15 protein-coding genes and 2 pseudogenes are annotated in these 15,744 nt (G+C 73.9%); 6 read left to right on the top strand and 11 right to left on the bottom strand.

Features of this window, described 5'->3' with window-relative positions; all coding sequences use genetic code 11:
• Positions 1-310 precede the first annotated feature (310 nt).
• From VK501_RS14200 to VK501_RS14240, 9 genes and pseudogenes are all read right to left on the bottom strand, one after another.
• Positions 311-1,261 (bottom strand): glycosyltransferase family 9 protein, encoded by a 951-nt coding sequence (locus tag VK501_RS14200; protein WP_324338355.1) that lies wholly within the window; start codon positions 1,259-1,261, stop codon positions 311-313.
• Positions 1,252-1,989 carry an SDR family oxidoreductase gene (locus VK501_RS14205; RefSeq protein WP_324338357.1) on the bottom strand — a complete coding sequence of 246 codons (738 nt, stop codon included), beginning with the start codon at positions 1,987-1,989 and terminating at the stop codon, positions 1,252-1,254. Before VK501_RS14205 ends, VK501_RS14200 begins: the two co-directional genes overlap by 10 nt.
• Positions 1,979-3,355, bottom strand: coding sequence for a D-glycero-beta-D-manno-heptose 1-phosphate adenylyltransferase (gene rfaE2, locus VK501_RS14210; RefSeq protein WP_324338358.1), 1,377 nt, complete (start codon positions 3,353-3,355; stop codon positions 1,979-1,981). The genes VK501_RS14205 and rfaE2 overlap by 11 nt, the downstream gene beginning before the upstream one ends.
• On the bottom strand, positions 3,352-3,972 hold the full coding sequence (locus tag VK501_RS14215) for a D-sedoheptulose-7-phosphate isomerase (RefSeq protein WP_414641178.1): 621 nt from the start codon (positions 3,970-3,972) through the stop codon (positions 3,352-3,354). Before VK501_RS14215 ends, rfaE2 begins: the two co-directional genes overlap by 4 nt.
• 21 nt (positions 3,973-3,993) lie before the next feature.
• Positions 3,994-5,030: pseudogene (locus VK501_RS14220) on the bottom strand (glycosyltransferase); the annotation flags it as partial.
• On the bottom strand, positions 4,999-5,967 hold the full coding sequence (locus VK501_RS14225) for a glycosyltransferase family 4 protein (RefSeq protein WP_324338364.1): 969 nt from the start codon (positions 5,965-5,967) through the stop codon (positions 4,999-5,001). The gene VK501_RS14225 and the pseudogene VK501_RS14220, both read right to left, overlap by 32 nt.
• Positions 5,964-6,989, bottom strand: coding sequence for a glycosyltransferase family 9 protein (locus VK501_RS14230; RefSeq protein ID WP_349261015.1), 1,026 nt, complete (start codon positions 6,987-6,989; stop codon positions 5,964-5,966). Before VK501_RS14230 ends, VK501_RS14225 begins: the two co-directional genes overlap by 4 nt.
• On the bottom strand, positions 6,989-8,551 hold the full coding sequence (locus VK501_RS14235; RefSeq protein WP_324338369.1) for an HAD-IIIA family hydrolase: 1,563 nt from the start codon (positions 8,549-8,551) through the stop codon (positions 6,989-6,991). Before VK501_RS14235 ends, VK501_RS14230 begins: the two co-directional genes overlap by 1 nt.
• Positions 8,548-10,221: a carbamoyltransferase gene (locus VK501_RS14240; RefSeq protein WP_349261017.1), complete on the bottom strand. Its 1,674-nt coding sequence runs from the start codon at positions 10,219-10,221 to the stop codon at positions 8,548-8,550. The genes VK501_RS14235 and VK501_RS14240 overlap by 4 nt, the downstream gene beginning before the upstream one ends.
• Before the next feature lie 233 nt (positions 10,222-10,454).
• On the opposite strand from VK501_RS14240, the gene VK501_RS14245 reads away from it, so the two are divergent.
• The 3 genes from VK501_RS14245 to VK501_RS14255 all read left to right on the top strand — a co-directional run bounded on the left by VK501_RS14245 (position 10,455) and on the right by VK501_RS14255 (position 13,289).
• Positions 10,455-11,315, top strand: coding sequence for a glycosyltransferase (locus VK501_RS14245; RefSeq protein WP_324338373.1), 861 nt, complete (start codon positions 10,455-10,457; stop codon positions 11,313-11,315).
• A 199-nt stretch (positions 11,316-11,514) separates the two neighbouring features.
• Positions 11,515-12,234 (top strand): manganese catalase family protein, encoded by a 720-nt coding sequence (locus VK501_RS14250; protein WP_324338375.1) that lies wholly within the window; start codon positions 11,515-11,517, stop codon positions 12,232-12,234.
• Positions 12,234-13,289, top strand: a complete 1,056-nt coding sequence (locus tag VK501_RS14255) for an NAD-dependent epimerase/dehydratase family protein (RefSeq protein ID WP_324338377.1) — start codon at positions 12,234-12,236, stop codon at positions 13,287-13,289. The genes VK501_RS14250 and VK501_RS14255 overlap by 1 nt, the downstream gene beginning before the upstream one ends.
• A 206-nt stretch (positions 13,290-13,495) precedes the next feature.
• On the opposite strand, the gene VK501_RS14260 is transcribed toward VK501_RS14255, so the two are convergent.
• Entirely contained in the window at positions 13,496-13,699 is a 204-nt protein-coding gene (locus tag VK501_RS14260) for a hypothetical protein (protein WP_324338379.1), read from the bottom strand.
• Positions 13,700-14,139: 440 nt separating this feature from the next.
• Positions 14,140-14,493: a hypothetical protein gene (locus tag VK501_RS14265; RefSeq protein WP_324338381.1), complete on the bottom strand. Its 354-nt coding sequence runs from the start codon at positions 14,491-14,493 to the stop codon at positions 14,140-14,142.
• On the opposite strand from VK501_RS14265, the gene VK501_RS14270 reads away from it, so the two are divergent.
• From VK501_RS14270 to nadE, 3 genes and pseudogenes are all read left to right on the top strand, one after another.
• Entirely contained in the window at positions 14,471-14,737 is a 267-nt protein-coding gene (locus VK501_RS14270; RefSeq protein ID WP_324338382.1) for a hypothetical protein, read from the top strand. The genes VK501_RS14265 and VK501_RS14270 overlap by 23 nt on opposite strands.
• 44 nt (positions 14,738-14,781) lie before the next feature.
• Positions 14,782-15,345: an isochorismatase family cysteine hydrolase gene (locus tag VK501_RS14275; RefSeq protein WP_324338384.1), complete on the top strand. Its 564-nt coding sequence runs from the start codon at positions 14,782-14,784 to the stop codon at positions 15,343-15,345.
• A 20-nt stretch (positions 15,346-15,365) separates the two neighbouring features.
• Positions 15,366-15,744 (top strand): annotated as a pseudogene (gene nadE / locus VK501_RS14280) (NAD(+) synthase); the annotation flags it as partial.

The raw sequence follows: 15,744 nt of genomic DNA on the forward strand, positions 1-15,744 counted from the left end.
GACCGGCCGACCCCCACGCTTCCCGCAGTCCCTCGTGAAGACCGTCACCTGCCCGGATTGCCGGACCGGCGCGACCTCCGCCATCACCGTACCCCGCTGCGAGCGCGGTAATCGGTCGCCGTAGTCCGTAGTAAGACATTGCGCGCAGGCGGCGCCATCCGGAGGTGCGTTGGAGCTCCACCAAGACGGACGCGAGGTGCCCTAGAGGCCGGGCACCCGTCTAGCCACGCTGTGCATGCCCGGATCTCACGGTCCGAGGAGCGCGCTCGCCGGATGCTCGCATCGGCGGCGGGTAGCTCCCCCAGCACACCTATGCGAGCCGCGCCCCATCGTCCGCCGACGGTAGGGCGGCGAGTTCGGCGAGCACGTCCGCGGGTTCGATGGCCAGCAGCCCGTCGTGCGGCCGGTCGGCGTGCGGATCGCCGGTGACGCCGGCCCAGAGCACGCGGTGTCGCGCCCGAGCCGGTGGCGGGCCCCACGCGCTCGGCGACGTCGGGCCGAAGATCAGGACAGAAGGGACGCCGAAGGCGGTGGCGAGGTGGGCGACGCCGGTGTCCCCGCAGATCACGCGACCCGCGTGGGCGATGACAGCCGCCAGCCGGACGAGGTCGGTGCGGCCGGCGAGCACGACGCTCGCGGGGAGCCGCGCCCGCTGAGCGACACTCAGCGCAAGAGGGCGCTCACGACCGGTCCCGGTGATCGCGATGCGGCGGCCGGCGGCGTATTCAGCGGCGGCCACCGTGGCGAAGCGCTCGGCCGGCCAACGGCGCGCGGCGTCGGCGGCGCCGGGATGCACGACGGTCGCGCCACGGGTCTCGGCCAGGACCGAGGGAAGGGGCGGGGCGGGGAGGTCGAGCTGTGTCGGGTCGGCGCGGATCGCGGCGTCGCTCAGCAGCCGGCACCAGCGGACGACCTCGTGCTCGTCGGCGATGTGGGTCGGCATCGCGGCGGTGGCGGGGACGTCGGGGTGGGCGAAGGCGAGCAACCGCCGCGGCCGCGCGGCCAGCGCGATGGCGTGGGAGTGCGGCCCGCGTCCGTGCAGGTTGACGAGGAGGTCTGCGCCGTGGGCTTCACGTGGCAGCGGCTGCAGCGGCGCGGCGGCAATCAGGTCGCAACCGGCCAGTCGCACCAGTGGCGCCAGCACGGCCGGGGCGGCCACGGTGACGGCCGCACCGGACTTGCGCAGCGCGCGCAGCGCCGGGACCGCGGTGAGCAGGTCGCCGAGGCCGAGGGGACGGAGGGCGAGGACCTCTAGGGCCACGAGGGCTCGGTCGCGACCGACACCATCATCTCGCGCACGTCGACGCCGGGCGGGCGGGTCAGGGCGAAGAGCGCCGCTTCGGCGATCTCCTCGGGCGGGGCGAGGACGGCATCGGCGCCGGGCCGGTACTGCTCGGGACGGTCGTCGAAGAAGGGCGTCTGCATGCCGCCGGGCAGCAGCAGGGTCACGCCGACCTCGTCGCCGACCTCGGCCATCAGCGCGCGGGTGAAGCCGACGACGCCGAACTTGCTGGCGCAGTAGGCGGTGGCGTCGCTCAGCGCGCGCCAGCCGAGCGTGGAGGCGACGGTGACGACCCGGCCGTTGGTTCGCGCGAGGTGGGGGAGGGCGGCACGGACGATCGCCACGGTGCCCAGCAGGTTGACGGCGATCACGCGCTCCCAGGCGTCGCGGTCGACATCGCTCAGCCGGCCGCACGCGTCGATGCCCGCGGCGGTCACGATGCCGTGCAGATCATCGTGTCGATCAGCGACGCGCTGGACGGCGGCCTCGGCGGCCGCGCCGTCAGCGAGGTCGACGAGCTCGTGCTCGTGGCTGTCGCGGGGCGTCGCGCGATCCAGCACGACGGGGGTCCCGCCGCGGGACGCGACGGCGGCGGCGACCGCGCGGCCCAAGCCCGAGGCGCCGCCGGTGACGACGATGGTCCCGAGGGCGACGGGCGACGCGGTGGGGTGGCGGGCGAGTGTGGCAGCGGTGGGGTCAGACGGCATGGAGCGAGACCTCCTCGATCAGGCGGGTGGTGGAGTGGCCTGCCAGGAAGGGCAGGACGACGGAGCGGCCGCGCCAGCCGGCGATGACCGCGGCCTCGGGCAGCTCGGCGGCGGCGTAGTCGCCGCCCTTGGCCCAGACATCGGGCCTCAGGGTGCGAAGGATCTCGGTGGGCGTGTCCTCGTCGAAGATCGCCACGGCGTCGACGCACCGCAATGCGCGCAGCACCGCAGCGCGGTCGTCCTGCGCGACGAGCGGCCGGCGTGGGCCCTTGAGGCAGCGTACCGACGCGTCGGAGTTCAGGCAGACGACGAGGCAGTCGCCGAGCGCTCGCGCGGCACGGAGTGTCTGGACGTGGCCGGCGTGGAGGAGATCGAAGCAGCCGCCGGTGGCGACGACTGTGCCGCCGCGGGCGCGGACGCGGGCGATCAGCGCTTCGGGGTCGTCGTCGGTCGCCGCTGGCGGCCGCGCGGGCGCGGTGGCGACGCCGATTGTCGACGCGCCGCCGGCGGCCACGAACGCCGAGGCGGCCGCGACGGCGACGCGCACCGCCTCCGGGACCGTTGCGCCTGCCGCGAGGACGGCCGCTGCGCGCGTGGCGAAGCGGTCGCCGGCGCCGCACGGGTCGCCGAGGAGCGTGCGCTGCGCCGGGACCACGAGGAACGGCACGGCGGGCCCTGCGAGCAGCGCACCACCGGCGCCGCGCGTGACGCAGACCCACACGGCTCCCCAACGCTCGCGCAGCAGCAGGGCGTGGGCCGCGTCGCCGGTGCCTCGGGCAGTGGCGGCGAACCCCGCCGCCTCGGCGCCGTTCGGCGTCACGAGCGTCACGCCACGCACCGGCTGGGGGCCGTGCGGGTGAGGGTCCCATACCGTCGGCCGTTCGGCGGCGACTGCGTGGTCCAGGGCCATCCGCACGCCCGACTCGGCGGTCACGCCCCGCCCGTAGTCGGCGACCAGGACCGCGTCGGCCCACTCGATCGCTGCGCGCGCCGCGGCCGTCGCGGCGCCGACCGTCCCGCGGCATACGCCGCGATCGAGGCGCAGCAGCGCTCGCCCTCGATCCCGGATCCGGATCTTCTCGGGCGTCGCACCGGTGTGGCCGAGGTCGACGACCTCGACCCCGCCATCCTCCAGCGCGGCGCGCAGCTCGCCGCCCGCCGCGTCGGTGGCCAGCGCGGTGACAAGGCGGACGGCGTGGCCGTCCGCCACGGCGAGCGTCGCCGCCAGCCCGGCGCCGCCGGGGCGGACCGTCGTGCGCTCGTGGTCGACCACCGGCACCGGCGCGTCGGGCGCGAGGTGGTGCACGGTGCCGTCGACGTCGCGGTCCAGCAGGGCGTCGCCGACGATCGCCAGCCGCGTGCTCATGCGTGGACCTCGGCGGACGCCGGGCGCAGGTCGGCGCTCAGCGCCCCGTCGAGCGCGCCGCACAACACGTGGATCGCGACGAGGTGCAGCTCCTGCACCGTGCATGATCGCTCGGCCTCGAGGGCCAGCGCCTCGTCGGCCAGCTCCGCGAGCGGGTTGGGCGCGGGGCCCGTCAGGGCCCACACCGTCAGCCCGCACTCGCGGGCGGCCCGCGTGGCGGCGACGACGTTCGGCGACCGTCCCGAGGTGCTGAGCGCGACGAGCACGTCGCCGGGCCGGCCGTGGGCGCAGACCTGCCGCGCGAAGGCCTCCTCGATGCCGAAGTCGTTGGCGATCGCGGTCAGGCTCGACGTGTCGCCGTGGAGGCAGATGGCGCTCAGCGCCGGCCGATCGCGCTCGAAGCGGCCGACCAGCTCGGCGGTCAGGTGCTGGGCCTCGGCGGCGCTGCCGCCGTTGCCGACGGCCAGCAGTCGGGCACCGTCCCCCAGCCGCGAGGCGAGGCGGGCGCCCCAGCCCTCGGCGACGGTAAGCGCCTCGGCGTTCGCCTCCAAGGCGGCGCGCAGCTGTGCGAGGTGTTCGGCCGCGCCTGTTGCCCGAGCGAAGCGCGTCCGACCGATGCGCCGGCGCCGGTGGACGACGAGCTGCTCGTAGACGTCGAGCGTGGCCAGCGTCACGCGATCCCAGTCATAGAGTCGGCGCGTACGGTCGACGCCGGCGCGGCCGTAGGCGGCACGCGCAACGGGATCGGCGAGCAGGTCTCGCAGGATCGCGGCCAGGCGGTCCGGATCGCGCGGCGGTACGAGCCGTCCCGTCACGCCGTCGACGACCGTGTCCGGTCCACGCGGCCGCGGAGGTCGAGGCGGTCGGCGACGCCGTGGCGCTCGGCCAGCGCACGCAGCCGCTGCGCTTCGGGGTCGGCGGCCAGAGCCTCGCGCGGCGGGCCGCCCGCGATGACCAGCTCGCAGTCGGGCACCTGCTCGAGCGCGCTGACCACATTGCCGATGCCCTTGCGCTCGATGAGCCGCCCCGCGTAGACGATCCGGTGCGGGCGCCGTCGCGGTTCGGCGGGACCGTGCGGGCGGAAGCGATCGAGGTCGACCCCGCACGGGACGACATGCACCTTGTTGTGATCGGCGCCGAGGCGCATCAGCTCGAACGCCTCGTCGGTGCACGTCGCGATGATCCGGTCGGCGGTGCGCACGATGTCGCGCTCGACGCCGAGGCGCTGCGGCGGGCTGGTGTCTGCGTCACCCTGGTAGCGACGCTTGACGGCGCCGAGTGCATGGAATGTGTGAACTACTGGGATTCCAAGACGCGACGCGGCGGCCAGCGTCGCCAGGCCGGACATCCAGAAGTGGCTGTGGACGACGTCCGGCCGCTCCTGGTGCCAGGCTTGCTCCAGCTCGCCGGCGAAGGCGTCCATGTAGGGCAGCAGCTCGTCCTTGGGCACGATCGTCGGCGGGCCGGCGTCGACGTGGTCGACCGCTACCCCAGGGCACAGCGCCACGCGGCGTGGCGGCACCGGGCTGTCGCGCCGCGTGTGCACCACCACCTCGTGGCCGCGGCGAGCGAGGCCCCGGGCGAGCGCGGCGACGTGCACGTTCTGGCCGCCGGCGTCGACGCCGCCCAGGATGGCCAGCGGGCTAGCGTGCTCGGAGACCAGCGCGATGCGCATCAGCCACCACCTCCTCCAGCAGGTCATCCCAGTCGGTCAGGAACCGGTGGAGGCCGAAGCGCTCCAGCGCAAAGGCCCGCGCAGCGTCGCCCGCGGCGCGCGCGGCGTCCGGATCGTCCAGGAGGGCGCGCGCCGCGCGGGCCAGGGCGTCGAATCGCGTTGACACGGTGCCGGCCTGCGCTGGCACCGCCTCCGGAACCTCCGTCGTCGCCAGCGCGACCACCGGCATGCCGAGGTGCATCGCCTCGATGAGCGAGAGCCCGAGCGAGGTCCAGCGCACGGGATGCAGGTAGCACCGCCGCCGGGCCAGCGCGTCGTGCAGCTGCGACTGGGCGAGATCCTCGACCCCGCCCAGCCGAGCGGCGTCCATGCCGAAGAGGTCGATCGGGACGCCCGCGCGTGCGAAGCGCGGCAGCAGGTCGGTCCCGGTGACGCGACCGCGGCGGCGCGCCTCGTTGATGACGACTCCCGCACGGGGCAGAACGCCCGTATAGCGATGGCCGGGGTCGACGATCCCGTGCTGGATGGTGCGCGTGCGGGTCGTGCCGCAGTCCCAGAACAGGTCGTTGAAGGAGGTGACGTGCGCGATGGTCAGGTCACGGCGGTCGGCCGCCGGATGGCGTAGGTCCGCGATCCGACCCTGTGGCGCGTTGTGCTCCAGGTAGATGGTGGGCAGGTCGCGGCCCGGGCGACGGCCGGTCCACGCCTCACACAGCTCGGCGAGCTCGTGCGGCTGCTGCACGACGACGACGTCGACGTCCTCGTCGCGCAGCTGCGCGGGTGTGCGCTCGACGACGCTCGCCGGCCAGTCCCAGCTGCGTGCCCTCCCGCGCCCGTCGGGACTGCGGTCAGGCAACACCGGCACGACGTATTCGTGGTGCCCTTGGACGAATGCGGTCGTCCACGAGCCGTGCACGTGCCACAGCAGAATCCTCATGCGGCCACCGCCCCCCGGCGGTCGAGCGCGGCGAGGCGCTCCAAGGCGGCGAGCACGTCCTCGACGGTGACGTCGTCGAGGCACGGATGACCCGCCACCGGGCAGGTCCGGGCCCGGCAGCCGGCACACGGCACGCCGCGGAACAGCAGCTCGTGCTTGACGCCGTGGGGCCGCCAGCGCGCCGGCGGCACCGTTGGCGCGAAGAGCGAGACAACCGGCGTGCCGACCGCCACCGCGAGGTGCGCCGGACCGGTGTTGCCGACCACGACGGCGTCGGCGCCCGCCAACACGCCGGCCAGCTGCGCCAGCGACGTGGTGCCGCCGAGGTCGGCGACGCCCGACCGCGGCGGTCCGGCGATCGTCGCGGTCAGCGACCGTTCGCCGGGCGAACCTGTCACGACGACGGCGCGGCCGTCGGCGGCCAGACGGTCGACGAGCGCCGCGTGGCGCGCGGGCGCCCAGGCGCGCGCGGGTACCGAGGCGCCGGGATGGACGACGACATAGCGCTCCGGGAGCCCGGGCGGCGCCGACTCGGCGACGACCGCCAGTGCGCCGGCGTCGCTGGGCGGCAGCGCGAAGCCCAGCGCGCGTACGACCACCAGCCCGCGCTCGGCCTCTGGGACGTCGCCGGGGTCGGCGACGCGGTGGTCGAGCAGCGAGCCGGGGAAGTCCTCGCTGATCGCAGCGATGCGCGGCACGCCGGCCATGCGCAGCAGCAGTGCCAGCGGCAGCGCGCTCTGGTGAAACGATGTGAGGACCGCCGCGACGTCGGCGCGCTGGGCCGCGATGCGCGAGATGTAGTGGTCGACGGCGGCGCGCTCGACGGCCGCGGCGTCCGGGTCGATCCACTCCGCGCGGCGCACGAGCACTGCGTCGACGCCGGGGAGCATCGCGGCCGCCTCCGCGCCGCGCGGGCCGCACAGCAGCGTCACGTGGTCGGCGCCCGCCGCGATGGCGCGGACGGCCGGCCCCGCGAGCAGCACGTCGCCGGCGTTGTCCAGGCGGGCCACGAGCGCACGCATCAGGTCGCGGCGTTCGCGCGAGCGGGACGCGCCGCGGGGCGGAGCGGGGCGCCGACGAGCAGCAGGTCGACGGCGGCCGTGAACGTCGCCGCGCGCTCGGGCGCGGCGGCCACCTCCTCAGGCCGCGTGTCCGCGGTCGGCACGAGGATGGCCCGCATCCCGGCCGCCCGCGCGGCCTCCATGTCGGCACCGATGTCGCCGATCATCGCGCAGCGCAGCGGGTCGACGCCCAGCGCGGCGGCCGCCGCGAGCAGGAGCCCCGGGGCGGGCTTGCGGCATGCGCAGCCGTCGTCCGGTCCGTGTGGGCACCACCGCATGTCGTCGAATGGGCCGAGCCGTTCGGCGGTTCGCGCCATCACGGCCTCGACGTCGGCCGACTCCATGAGCCCCCGCGAGATCCCGCTCTGGTTGGAGACGATCGCCAGCCGGATCCCGTGTGCGCGCAGTCGCTCCAGTGCGCGCCGCACGGCGGGCAGTGGCAGGACGAGGTCCGGATCCTTGTTGTAGGCGACGTCGTGGACGAGGGTCCCGTCCCGGTCCAGCAGCACGGCCAGCGGCGGCGCGGCCACGGGTCCGCCGCCCGCACGCAGCAGCCGGCGCGCACGCAGCCTGCCGGCCAGACGCTGACCGGTCGCCACCGGCGGCAGCGCGACGCTGGTCAGTGCCATCGTCGTGATCTCGTCGCGCGTCCGCGGCCCGGGCGCGATGCGTGCCCACGCCAACTCGAGCGTGCCGGCGGTCCAGAGCGAGGCGGCCACCCGGGCGGTGCGGCGTGCGCCCGCAAGCGCCGCACCAAGTGCGGCGGCGCCCGCGGCAGTGGTCACCGCGTGCCGGCCCAGGCGGCCCGCGGGCGCCGCGGCGCGCGCACGCCACCCGCGACCGTGCAACGCGGCCATCAGCGCGTCGTCGGCGTTGCCGGCCTGCTTGCGCAATGACACCCAACGATCGGCGGCCGGCACCGGATGGAGCACGCAGCGACGCCCAACGACCAGCTCTAAGCCTCGGGCGGTCAGTCGCACCCCGAGGTCGGAGTCCTCGCGGTACGCACGGGGGAAGCGCTCGTCGAACCCTCCGACGGCCTCGAGCGCGCCGCGGCGGAAGGCCGTGTCGGCGGTCGCCCAGCGCGCGTGCTCCAGCCCGGCGACGTTGCGCTGCCAGTCGGTTGGGGCGAGGTTGCGCGGGAGCGGCACGCGCACGCAACCCTGGGAGGCAGCGACCCGCGGTCCCAGGGCCGTCAGATCGGTCGCGAGATCGACCCGCCAGCCCGGCGGGGGCAGCACGTCGTCGTCGAGGAACGCCACCCACGGCGCCGAACCCGTGCGCCAGCCGTGGTTGCGCGCCGTCGCCGGCCCGCGCCCGTCGCTGCGCAGCACGACCGTCCGGCCGCCGAGCGCCGCCGGCACGCGCGGCGTCAGCGGCGCCTGCGCGTCCGTGCGGTCGTCGACCACGATCACCCGCTCGGGCAGCGGTCCGTCCGCAGCGCCCAGTGCGGCGAGGAGGATGTCGAGCGACGGCCGGCCGGCGGTCGGGATGACCACGTCGTAGCGCGGCAGCGGCGTCACGCCACGCGCTCCAGCGTCGCGGGGTGCTTCGCGGCGGGCGGCCGGTTGCGGTGCACGACGAACGGACCGATCGCCAGGAGATCGATGGGCGCCGATCCGAAGCACTCCATCGCGTCGCGCGGATCGTCGACCATCGGGCGCCCCGCCGTGTTCAAGGAGGTGTTGATCACGACCGGCACGCCGGTCAGCCGGCGGAAGGCCTCCAACATGCGCGCGATGAGCGGTTCGCTGTGCGGGTCGACGGTCTGGACACGGGCGGTGCCATCGACGTGCACGACCGCTGGGATGCGCATCCTCCACGCCTCGGCCACCTCGTGCACAAACAGCATGTGTGGCGACGGATGGCGGCCGGTGAAGATCGCCGGCGCGTGCTCCTCGAGCACCATCGGCGCCACAGGCCGGAACGGCTCGCGGCCCTTGATGTTGTTGAGCCGCTCGAGGTTCGCCGCCCGCCGAGGATCGGCCAGCAGGCTGCGGTGCCCGAGGCCCCGCGGGCCGAACTCGCTGCGGCCCTCGAACCAGGCGACCACGCCGTCGGCGGCGAGGACCTGGGCCACGAGGACGGCGATGTCGTCGGGCCGCTCGTAGGCGGCGCCGGCCCCGTCGAGCCAAGCGGCGAGCTCGCCGTCGTCCCAGCTGCGCCCGAGAGCGGCCGTGACCATCGGCGCGCGCGGCTCGCCGGCGTCGGCGGCGATCTGCAGCGCCGCACCCAGCGCCGTGCCCGAGTCGCCGGCCGCCGGCTGGACCCAGATGTCGTCGAACGGTCCCTCGCGCAGTAGCCGGCCGTTGGCCACGCAGTTCAGCGCGACGCCGCCGGCCATCGTCAGCCGCCGCTCGCCCGCGTGCGCATGCAGCCAGCGGGCCAGCTCCAGGAGTACGCCCTCGGCGGTGTGCTGGACGGAAGCGGCGAGGTCGGCGTGCTCGCGCGTCCAGCCGTCGCCGCCGGCCGACAGGGCCGGCGCGAACTCCGTCCAGTCCACCGGCTCGGTCCGGAAGCCCCCGTCGCCGGTGACGTGCACCAGCCTGGCCAACCGGTGGACGTGGCGCGGCATCCCGTAGGAGGCCATCGCCATCACCTTGTACTCGTCCGACGAACGCCGGAAGCCGAGGTGCGCGGTCAGCTCCTCGTACAGGAGCCCGAGGGAGTGGGGGAGCTCCTGCACCGCGAGCGTCTCCAGCCGTCCGTCGGCGTCGTAGCGGCCGAGGAGGGAGGAGGCGCGCTCGCCGCGCCCGTCGGCGACGAGCACCGCCGATGTCGCATACGGCGAGGCCAGGTGCGCCGACGCCGCGTGCGCCACGTGGTGGCTGACGAACCGGACCCGGCCCGGATCGAACCCGAGCGTCGCGAGGAAGTGGGGCGCGCGCTGGACGAACAGCGTGCGCCGGCCTTCCCAGTCACCCTCGGCCAGGGTTGCCCCGTCGAACGCCGGCGCGAGGTCCGGGTCGTAGGAGTAGGCGATGAGGTCGACGTCGTCGGGGTGCAGGTCGGCCTGGGCGAGGCAGAACGCGATCGCGCGCTCGGGCAGCTCCCAGGTCGAGAACGCGACCGGCGGCTTGCCATGCTTGCGCCGGCTGAAGCGCTCCTCCTCGGCGGCGGCGACGATCTCACCGTCGACGACGAGCGCGGCGGCGGGATCGTGGAAGACCGCGTTGACTCCGAGGACGTTCACGGCGGCCGAGATCGCCGCGAAGCGCTTCTCGACAAACACGCGCTCGCGCGTCCGGTGCGTTCGCCGTTTGCCTTCGGACACCGACGTGAGGCGCAAGTCCGGGACGTCGCCGTACCGGGTGGCGCCGTCCGGTCAACGCATGGCCAATACTCGGGGCTTCTGCATCTACTCGGGCGCTCGGTCGTTCTCGAGCACAGGCGTCCGCGGTGGCGTCCTGCGGGCATGGCGGCTCCATGAGTATTCGCCGCTCGTCCAGTGACCCCGGCGAGGTCACCGTGGTCATCGCCACGCGTGATCGCCGATCGACACTTTTGACGACCCTCGGCCGCCTCACCGCCTTACCGGAGGCGCCGCCGATCATCGTCGTCGACAACGCCTCTCGTGACGGCACCGCCGAGGTGGTTCGCGCCGCCTATCCGACGGTGGACATCGTGACGTTGGCGGTGAACGCCGGAGTGGCGGCGCGCAACGTGGGGGTGCGAAGAGCCGGCACCCGGCTCATCGCGTTCTCCGATGACGACTCCTGGTGGGCCCCGGGTGCCCTCTCGCGGGCCGCCGACCACTTCGCCGCGCATCGACGGCTCGGGCTGCTGGGCGCTCGCGTGCTGGTCGGCGCCGAGGAGCGCCTCGACCCGACCTCGGCGCGTATGGCGCTCGGACCATGGCACCAGGGGAGTCCGGGTCCTACGATCGTCGGCTTCGTCGCCTGCGGCGCGGTGGTCCGTCGAGAGGCCTTCCTCGCGGTTGGAGGCTTCGAAGCACGCTTCGGCATCGGCGCGGAGGAGGGACTCCTGGCGATGGACCTCGCCGCGGCGGGGTGGTCGCTGGTCTACGCCGAGGACGTCGTCGCCGCCCATCATCCGGTCCAGGAGCCGCGGCCGCTGCGGCGGCGCAGGGTCGTGCGCAACGAGCTCTGGACCAGCTGGCTCCGTCGCCCCATGCCCGTTGCGGCCCGCGCGACGCTCGCGGCGCTCCGCCCGCGGCTGATCCTCGGACTGCTCGATGCCGTTCATGGGATCTGGTGGGTCGCGCGTGAGCGTCGCGCTCTGCCGGCCTCGGTCGAGCGTGATCTGCGCCGCGCCCAAGAGCGGTGACCGCGCTCATGTTTGGGCGCCCGCGACCACCGGCTATGTCGGTCTGCACGTCATCGCCATGTCCGACAGGAGGGCTTTGCAGGATCACCCGCATCGACCGTCTCGGCGTCGAGCTGCCCCCGCCGTCCGATCCAGACCCCGGCGGCGCCGCCGCCGTCCAGGAGCTGATGGGCGGCCGCTTCGGCGAGATGTCGACGTCATGAACAACACGCTTCAGTCGTTCAACTTTTCGCGGTCGGCAGGCGGCGCGGCGTTGACCGACCCGGCGCAGGTCGATGCGCAGGCGCCGGACGCGACGTTGGCCAAGTACAAGGGCGTCGGCGCCTCCCATCACTTCCTGGCGGGCGGCAAGGGCGCCCTGCCCGCTGATTCGCGCCAGATTCCGTGGACGGGCGACTACGTCTTCAGTTCCGGCGATCTCGTGGAGGACTTGACGCACAACTTCTTCCTCGAGACGGGCGCGCGCAACGGCAAGTTGAAGGTCTATCAGACGGTCGAGCATCCGGCGGCGCGTGCGCTGACCGGCTACCTGCTCGTCCGCGGTGGCGTCCACCAGGTCGCCTACGCCCGCGCGCTGGAGCGGTTGACCGGTGTCGACATGATGAAGGCCTTCCCGGCGCCGCGGATCCCGACCGACAAGATCCCCGAGTGCCAGCCGCACATCAAGAAGGGCCTGCACCGCATCCTGTACCACGAGATCGCCGCGGTCTTCAACGAGCCCCACCCTGAGACCGGGGAAGATTTCGTCGTCGAGGATGGCCCTCCGGAGGGCGTGCTGCCCAACGACCTGCCGCCCCAGACCCACCTCTTCGCCCCCGACTACGCGCCGCAGGACATCGCCGAGATCGCGCAGCGGCTTCGCAAGGCCGCGGGCTTCGACGAGCCGACGGGCAAGGTCGCCAACGCGCCCGAGGCCTGATGCGAGTCGCGATCGTCGGGGCGACCGGGAACGTCGGATCGGCGCTGCTGCGCGCGCTCGGGCGCGACGAGCGCGTGCGCGAGATCGTCGGGATCGCGCGGCGACGCCCGCAGGGGCCACCGCCGCCGAAGGTCACCTGGGCGGTCGCGGACGTCGCGCGCGACGACCTGGCGCCGGCGCTCACAGGTGCGGACGTCGTTGTCCACCTCGCGTGGCTGATCCAGCCCGACCGCCATCCGGAGGCAATGGAGGCGGTCAACGTCGGCGGGTCGCGCCGGGTGTTCGAGGCGACCCTGCGCGCCGGGGCGGGCACCCTGGTGGTCGCCTCGTCCGTCGGGGTCTACTCGCCCGGGCCGAAGGACCGGGCGGTCGACGAGTCCTGGCCGCGCGAGGGCATCCCGACGAGCACGTACTCCCAGCACAAGGCGCAAGTCGAGCGGATGCTCGACGCGCTCGAAGCCGAGCACCCGCACGTGCGCGTGGCCCGGCTGCGGCCCGGGCTGATCTTTCAGCGCGACGCCGCCAGCGAGATCCGCCGCTACTTCCTCGGCCCGCTGGTCCCCAACCCGCTGCTGCGCCGCGCACTGCTGCCGATGGTGCCGAGGACCGACCGCCTGTCGTTTCAGGCGGTCCACGCCGACGACGTGGCCGACGCCTACTGCCGCGTGATCGCCCAGCGTGACGTGGGCGGGGCGTTCAACCTCGCCGCCGAGCCGTTGATGGACAGCGAGGAGATGGCCCGCGTCCTGCACGCGCGTCCGGTCCCGGTTCCCGCGCGCGTCCTGCGCACGGCGGCCGACCTGACCTGGCGCGCGCACTTGCAGCCGACCTCCCCGGGTTGGATCGACCTCGCTCGCGGCATCCCGGTGATGGCCACCACCCGCGCCCGGAGCGAGCTGGGCTGGACGCCACGGCACTCCGCCAGCGAGGCGCTGCTGGAGCTGCTCGACGGCCTCGGACACGGTGCCGGCGGACCAACCCCGCCGCTGGACCCTCATGCCGGCGGCCGCTTTCGACGCCACGAGCTCGCGAGGGGCATCGGCTCCCGCCCGTAAGTCGAGGACTCCCGACACGGCCGGTCGATGACCCCTACCAGTAGTGCCGGCGTCCGCCGACCGCCCGGTCCATCGATCCGAGCACCCAGAACACCGCCAAGGTCTCGTTTGACCGCCGGGCGACCGGGCGTCAAGTGCGCGCACGTTCAGCTCGCCCGCGCCTGTGTGCCGCCCCGGCAGGACGGCGCGACCTGGCGCGCTCGGTCCTACTCCGGCAAGTCGTCGCCGGGCTTGGCCGTCGATGTGCCGTCGTCGGTGGCGACGGAGTGCGTGGGGCGCGGCGGCTTGCGTCCCGAGCGCCGCTCGCGGTACGCCTCGACGGAGGCGCCCAAGCCGGTGAAGAAGAAGGCCAGCACGAGCGCCACCACGATGATGATGAACAACAAGAAGAGTGCGATTCCCCCTTCCATGTCTCTGGCCTCTCCGGTGCAGCCACGTGGCATGTCTCGTCGGTCCGTCGCCGGACGCGGTGGCGTCGGCACGGGCCTGCCGGGCGGGCCGCAGCGGGAACCATTGGCCTTTGGCAAGCACCAAGCAGACGCAGGCCGCCAAGCGGAACGTCAAGAAGGCGCAAAGCGCGGCGCACTCCCAGCGCACCCTGGCGAACCTGCCGGCCAGCACCCGCAGTGACATGGGCGAGCAGGGCGCCAAGGCGCGGGCACGCGGCGTCAGGCCGGCCATCGGCTCGAGGACCGCACGCGCCCGCAGCTCTACGACCTCGCGCGCGAGAAGCACATCGCCGGGCGCTCGAAGATGGGCAAGGGCGAGCTCATCGACGCCCCGCGCGCCGAGCGCTGAACGCGCCGCACCCACCAGCCGCTGAAGCACGCTCAGCGGCGGCCCGGTCTGGTCAGGACGTGCGGACTTGCGGCGCGGTGGTCTTGAGGCGGGTCAGGGCCCACCGGTGGGTGCGTAGGGCGGTGTCATGGGCGGTCGTGACGGCGTCGAGGAGGTCGCGGTCGCCGCCGGCTTGCGCGCCTTGGGCGAGGATGATGCGGGCGATCGAGGCGTCGGCGGCGACGGCCAGGTAGTGGCCCGGGTCGGCGAGCAGCAGTGCTCCGGCCAGGGGCCTGTCGCGCAGCGCCTGGCCGGCCTTCTCACGCATGGGGGCCAGGAGGTCGCGGCCGTCGGCCGCCGGGTGGGCGCGCCGGACGTCGTGGCGTTGTCCTTGGGAGGCCAGGGTGGCGCTGGCGTCGTCGGGCATCGCGCCGGTCGCCTCGCTGATGTTCACCAACTTGCGGTTGAGCGTGGACCAGACTCTGGAGAACGCGACCGGTCTCGGCGTGCCGCCGTGGACTTGGCCCCGGGACGAGCTGCTGATCGACGTCGCGCTCAAGGCGGTCTACGCGTTCACCACCGGGATGGTGGCCGACGCGCTCATCCCGCCATCCCCATCCAGCTCCGTGCGTCGCCGGGTGCTCTCACAGCGCTTGAAGGGCCTGGCTTGAACTCGCAACCACTTGCCTCCGCCGAGACCGGGTAGGGCATCGCCATGGCGAACTCAGACAAGGCGGCCTTGGTCGTGGTCGACATGCTCAACCGGTACGAGCACGACGATGCCGAGGCCTTGCGGGAGTCGGTGCGCCGAGTGCTGCCGACCATCCGCGATCTCGTCGTCGGCGCCCGGCAGGCCGATGCGCTGACGGTGTACGTCAACGACAACCACGGCGACTGGACGGCGGGGCGCGGCGGGCTGACGCGCTGGGCCCTTGGTGGGGCTGACCCGTCGCTGGTCGAGCCGATCGCACCGTCGCGCGATGTGCCGTTCCTGGTCAAGGCGCGTCACTCGGTCTTCTACGCGACGCAGCTCGAGTATCTGCTCCGTCAACATGATGTGCGACGGCTGGTGCTGGCCGGGCAGGTCACGGAGCAGTGCATCCTGTACTCCGCGCTGGACGCCTACGTGCGCCACTTCGACGTCACCGTTCCGCGCGACGCGGTCGCCCATATCCACGAGGACCTGGCCGAGGCGGCGCTGACAATGATGGAGGTCAACATGCGCGCCGACGTCGTCGAGGCCGCCGACGCGCTGCGCACCCTGGTCGGCGACCGGTAGCCATCGCCGATGAACTTCCGTACCTGTTCCGCATCGCCAACCAGCGTGGCGGGATCGTGCTCGGCACCGGCGACCTCTCCGAGCTGGCGCTCGGCTGGGCGACCTACGGCGTCGGCGACCAGATGAGCCACTACAACGTCAACGCCGGGGTCCCGAAGACGCTCGTCCAGCACCTGATCCGCTGGGTGGCCGGCAACGGCGAGTTCGACGAGGACACCAACGGCCTGCTCCGCGAGATCGTCGAGCAGGAGATCACCCCTGAGCTGGTGCCGACCAAGGAGGGGGAGACCCCGCAGAGCACGGAGGCCACGATCGGGCCGTATGCGCTGCAGGACTTCACGCTCTATTACGTGCTCCGGCACGGGTTCCGGCCGAGCAAGATCGCGTTCCTGGCCCGGC

Source organism: Baekduia sp. (genome assembly GCF_035318805.1).
GTDB lineage: Bacteria > Actinomycetota > Thermoleophilia > Solirubrobacterales > Solirubrobacteraceae > Baekduia.

Bases quoted from the DNA above. Each gene is read 5' to 3' on its own strand.
- VK501_RS14275 (WP_324338384.1), top strand. From the start codon at position 14,782: ATGGCGAACTCAGACAAGGCGGCCTTGGTCGTGGTCGACATGCTCAAC.
- VK501_RS14230 (WP_349261015.1), bottom strand. From the start codon at position 6,989: ATGCGTGCGCTCGTGGCCCGCCTGGACAACGCCGGCGACGTGCTGCTC.
- rfaE2 (WP_324338358.1), bottom strand. From the start codon at position 3,355: ATGAGCACGCGGCTGGCGATCGTCGGCGACGCCCTGCTGGACCGCGAC.
- VK501_RS14245 (WP_324338373.1), top strand. From the start codon at position 10,455: ATGAGTATTCGCCGCTCGTCCAGTGACCCCGGCGAGGTCACCGTGGTC.
- VK501_RS14260 (WP_324338379.1), bottom strand. From the start codon at position 13,699: ATGGAAGGGGGAATCGCACTCTTCTTGTTGTTCATCATCATCGTGGTG.
- VK501_RS14265 (WP_324338381.1), bottom strand. From the start codon at position 14,493: ATGCCCGACGACGCCAGCGCCACCCTGGCCTCCCAAGGACAACGCCAC.
- VK501_RS14250 (WP_324338375.1), top strand. From the start codon at position 11,515: ATGAACAACACGCTTCAGTCGTTCAACTTTTCGCGGTCGGCAGGCGGC.
- VK501_RS14225 (WP_324338364.1), bottom strand. From the start codon at position 5,967: ATGAGGATTCTGCTGTGGCACGTGCACGGCTCGTGGACGACCGCATTC.
- VK501_RS14205 (WP_324338357.1), bottom strand. From the start codon at position 1,989: ATGCCGTCTGACCCCACCGCTGCCACACTCGCCCGCCACCCCACCGCG.
- VK501_RS14255 (WP_324338377.1), top strand. From the start codon at position 12,234: ATGCGAGTCGCGATCGTCGGGGCGACCGGGAACGTCGGATCGGCGCTG.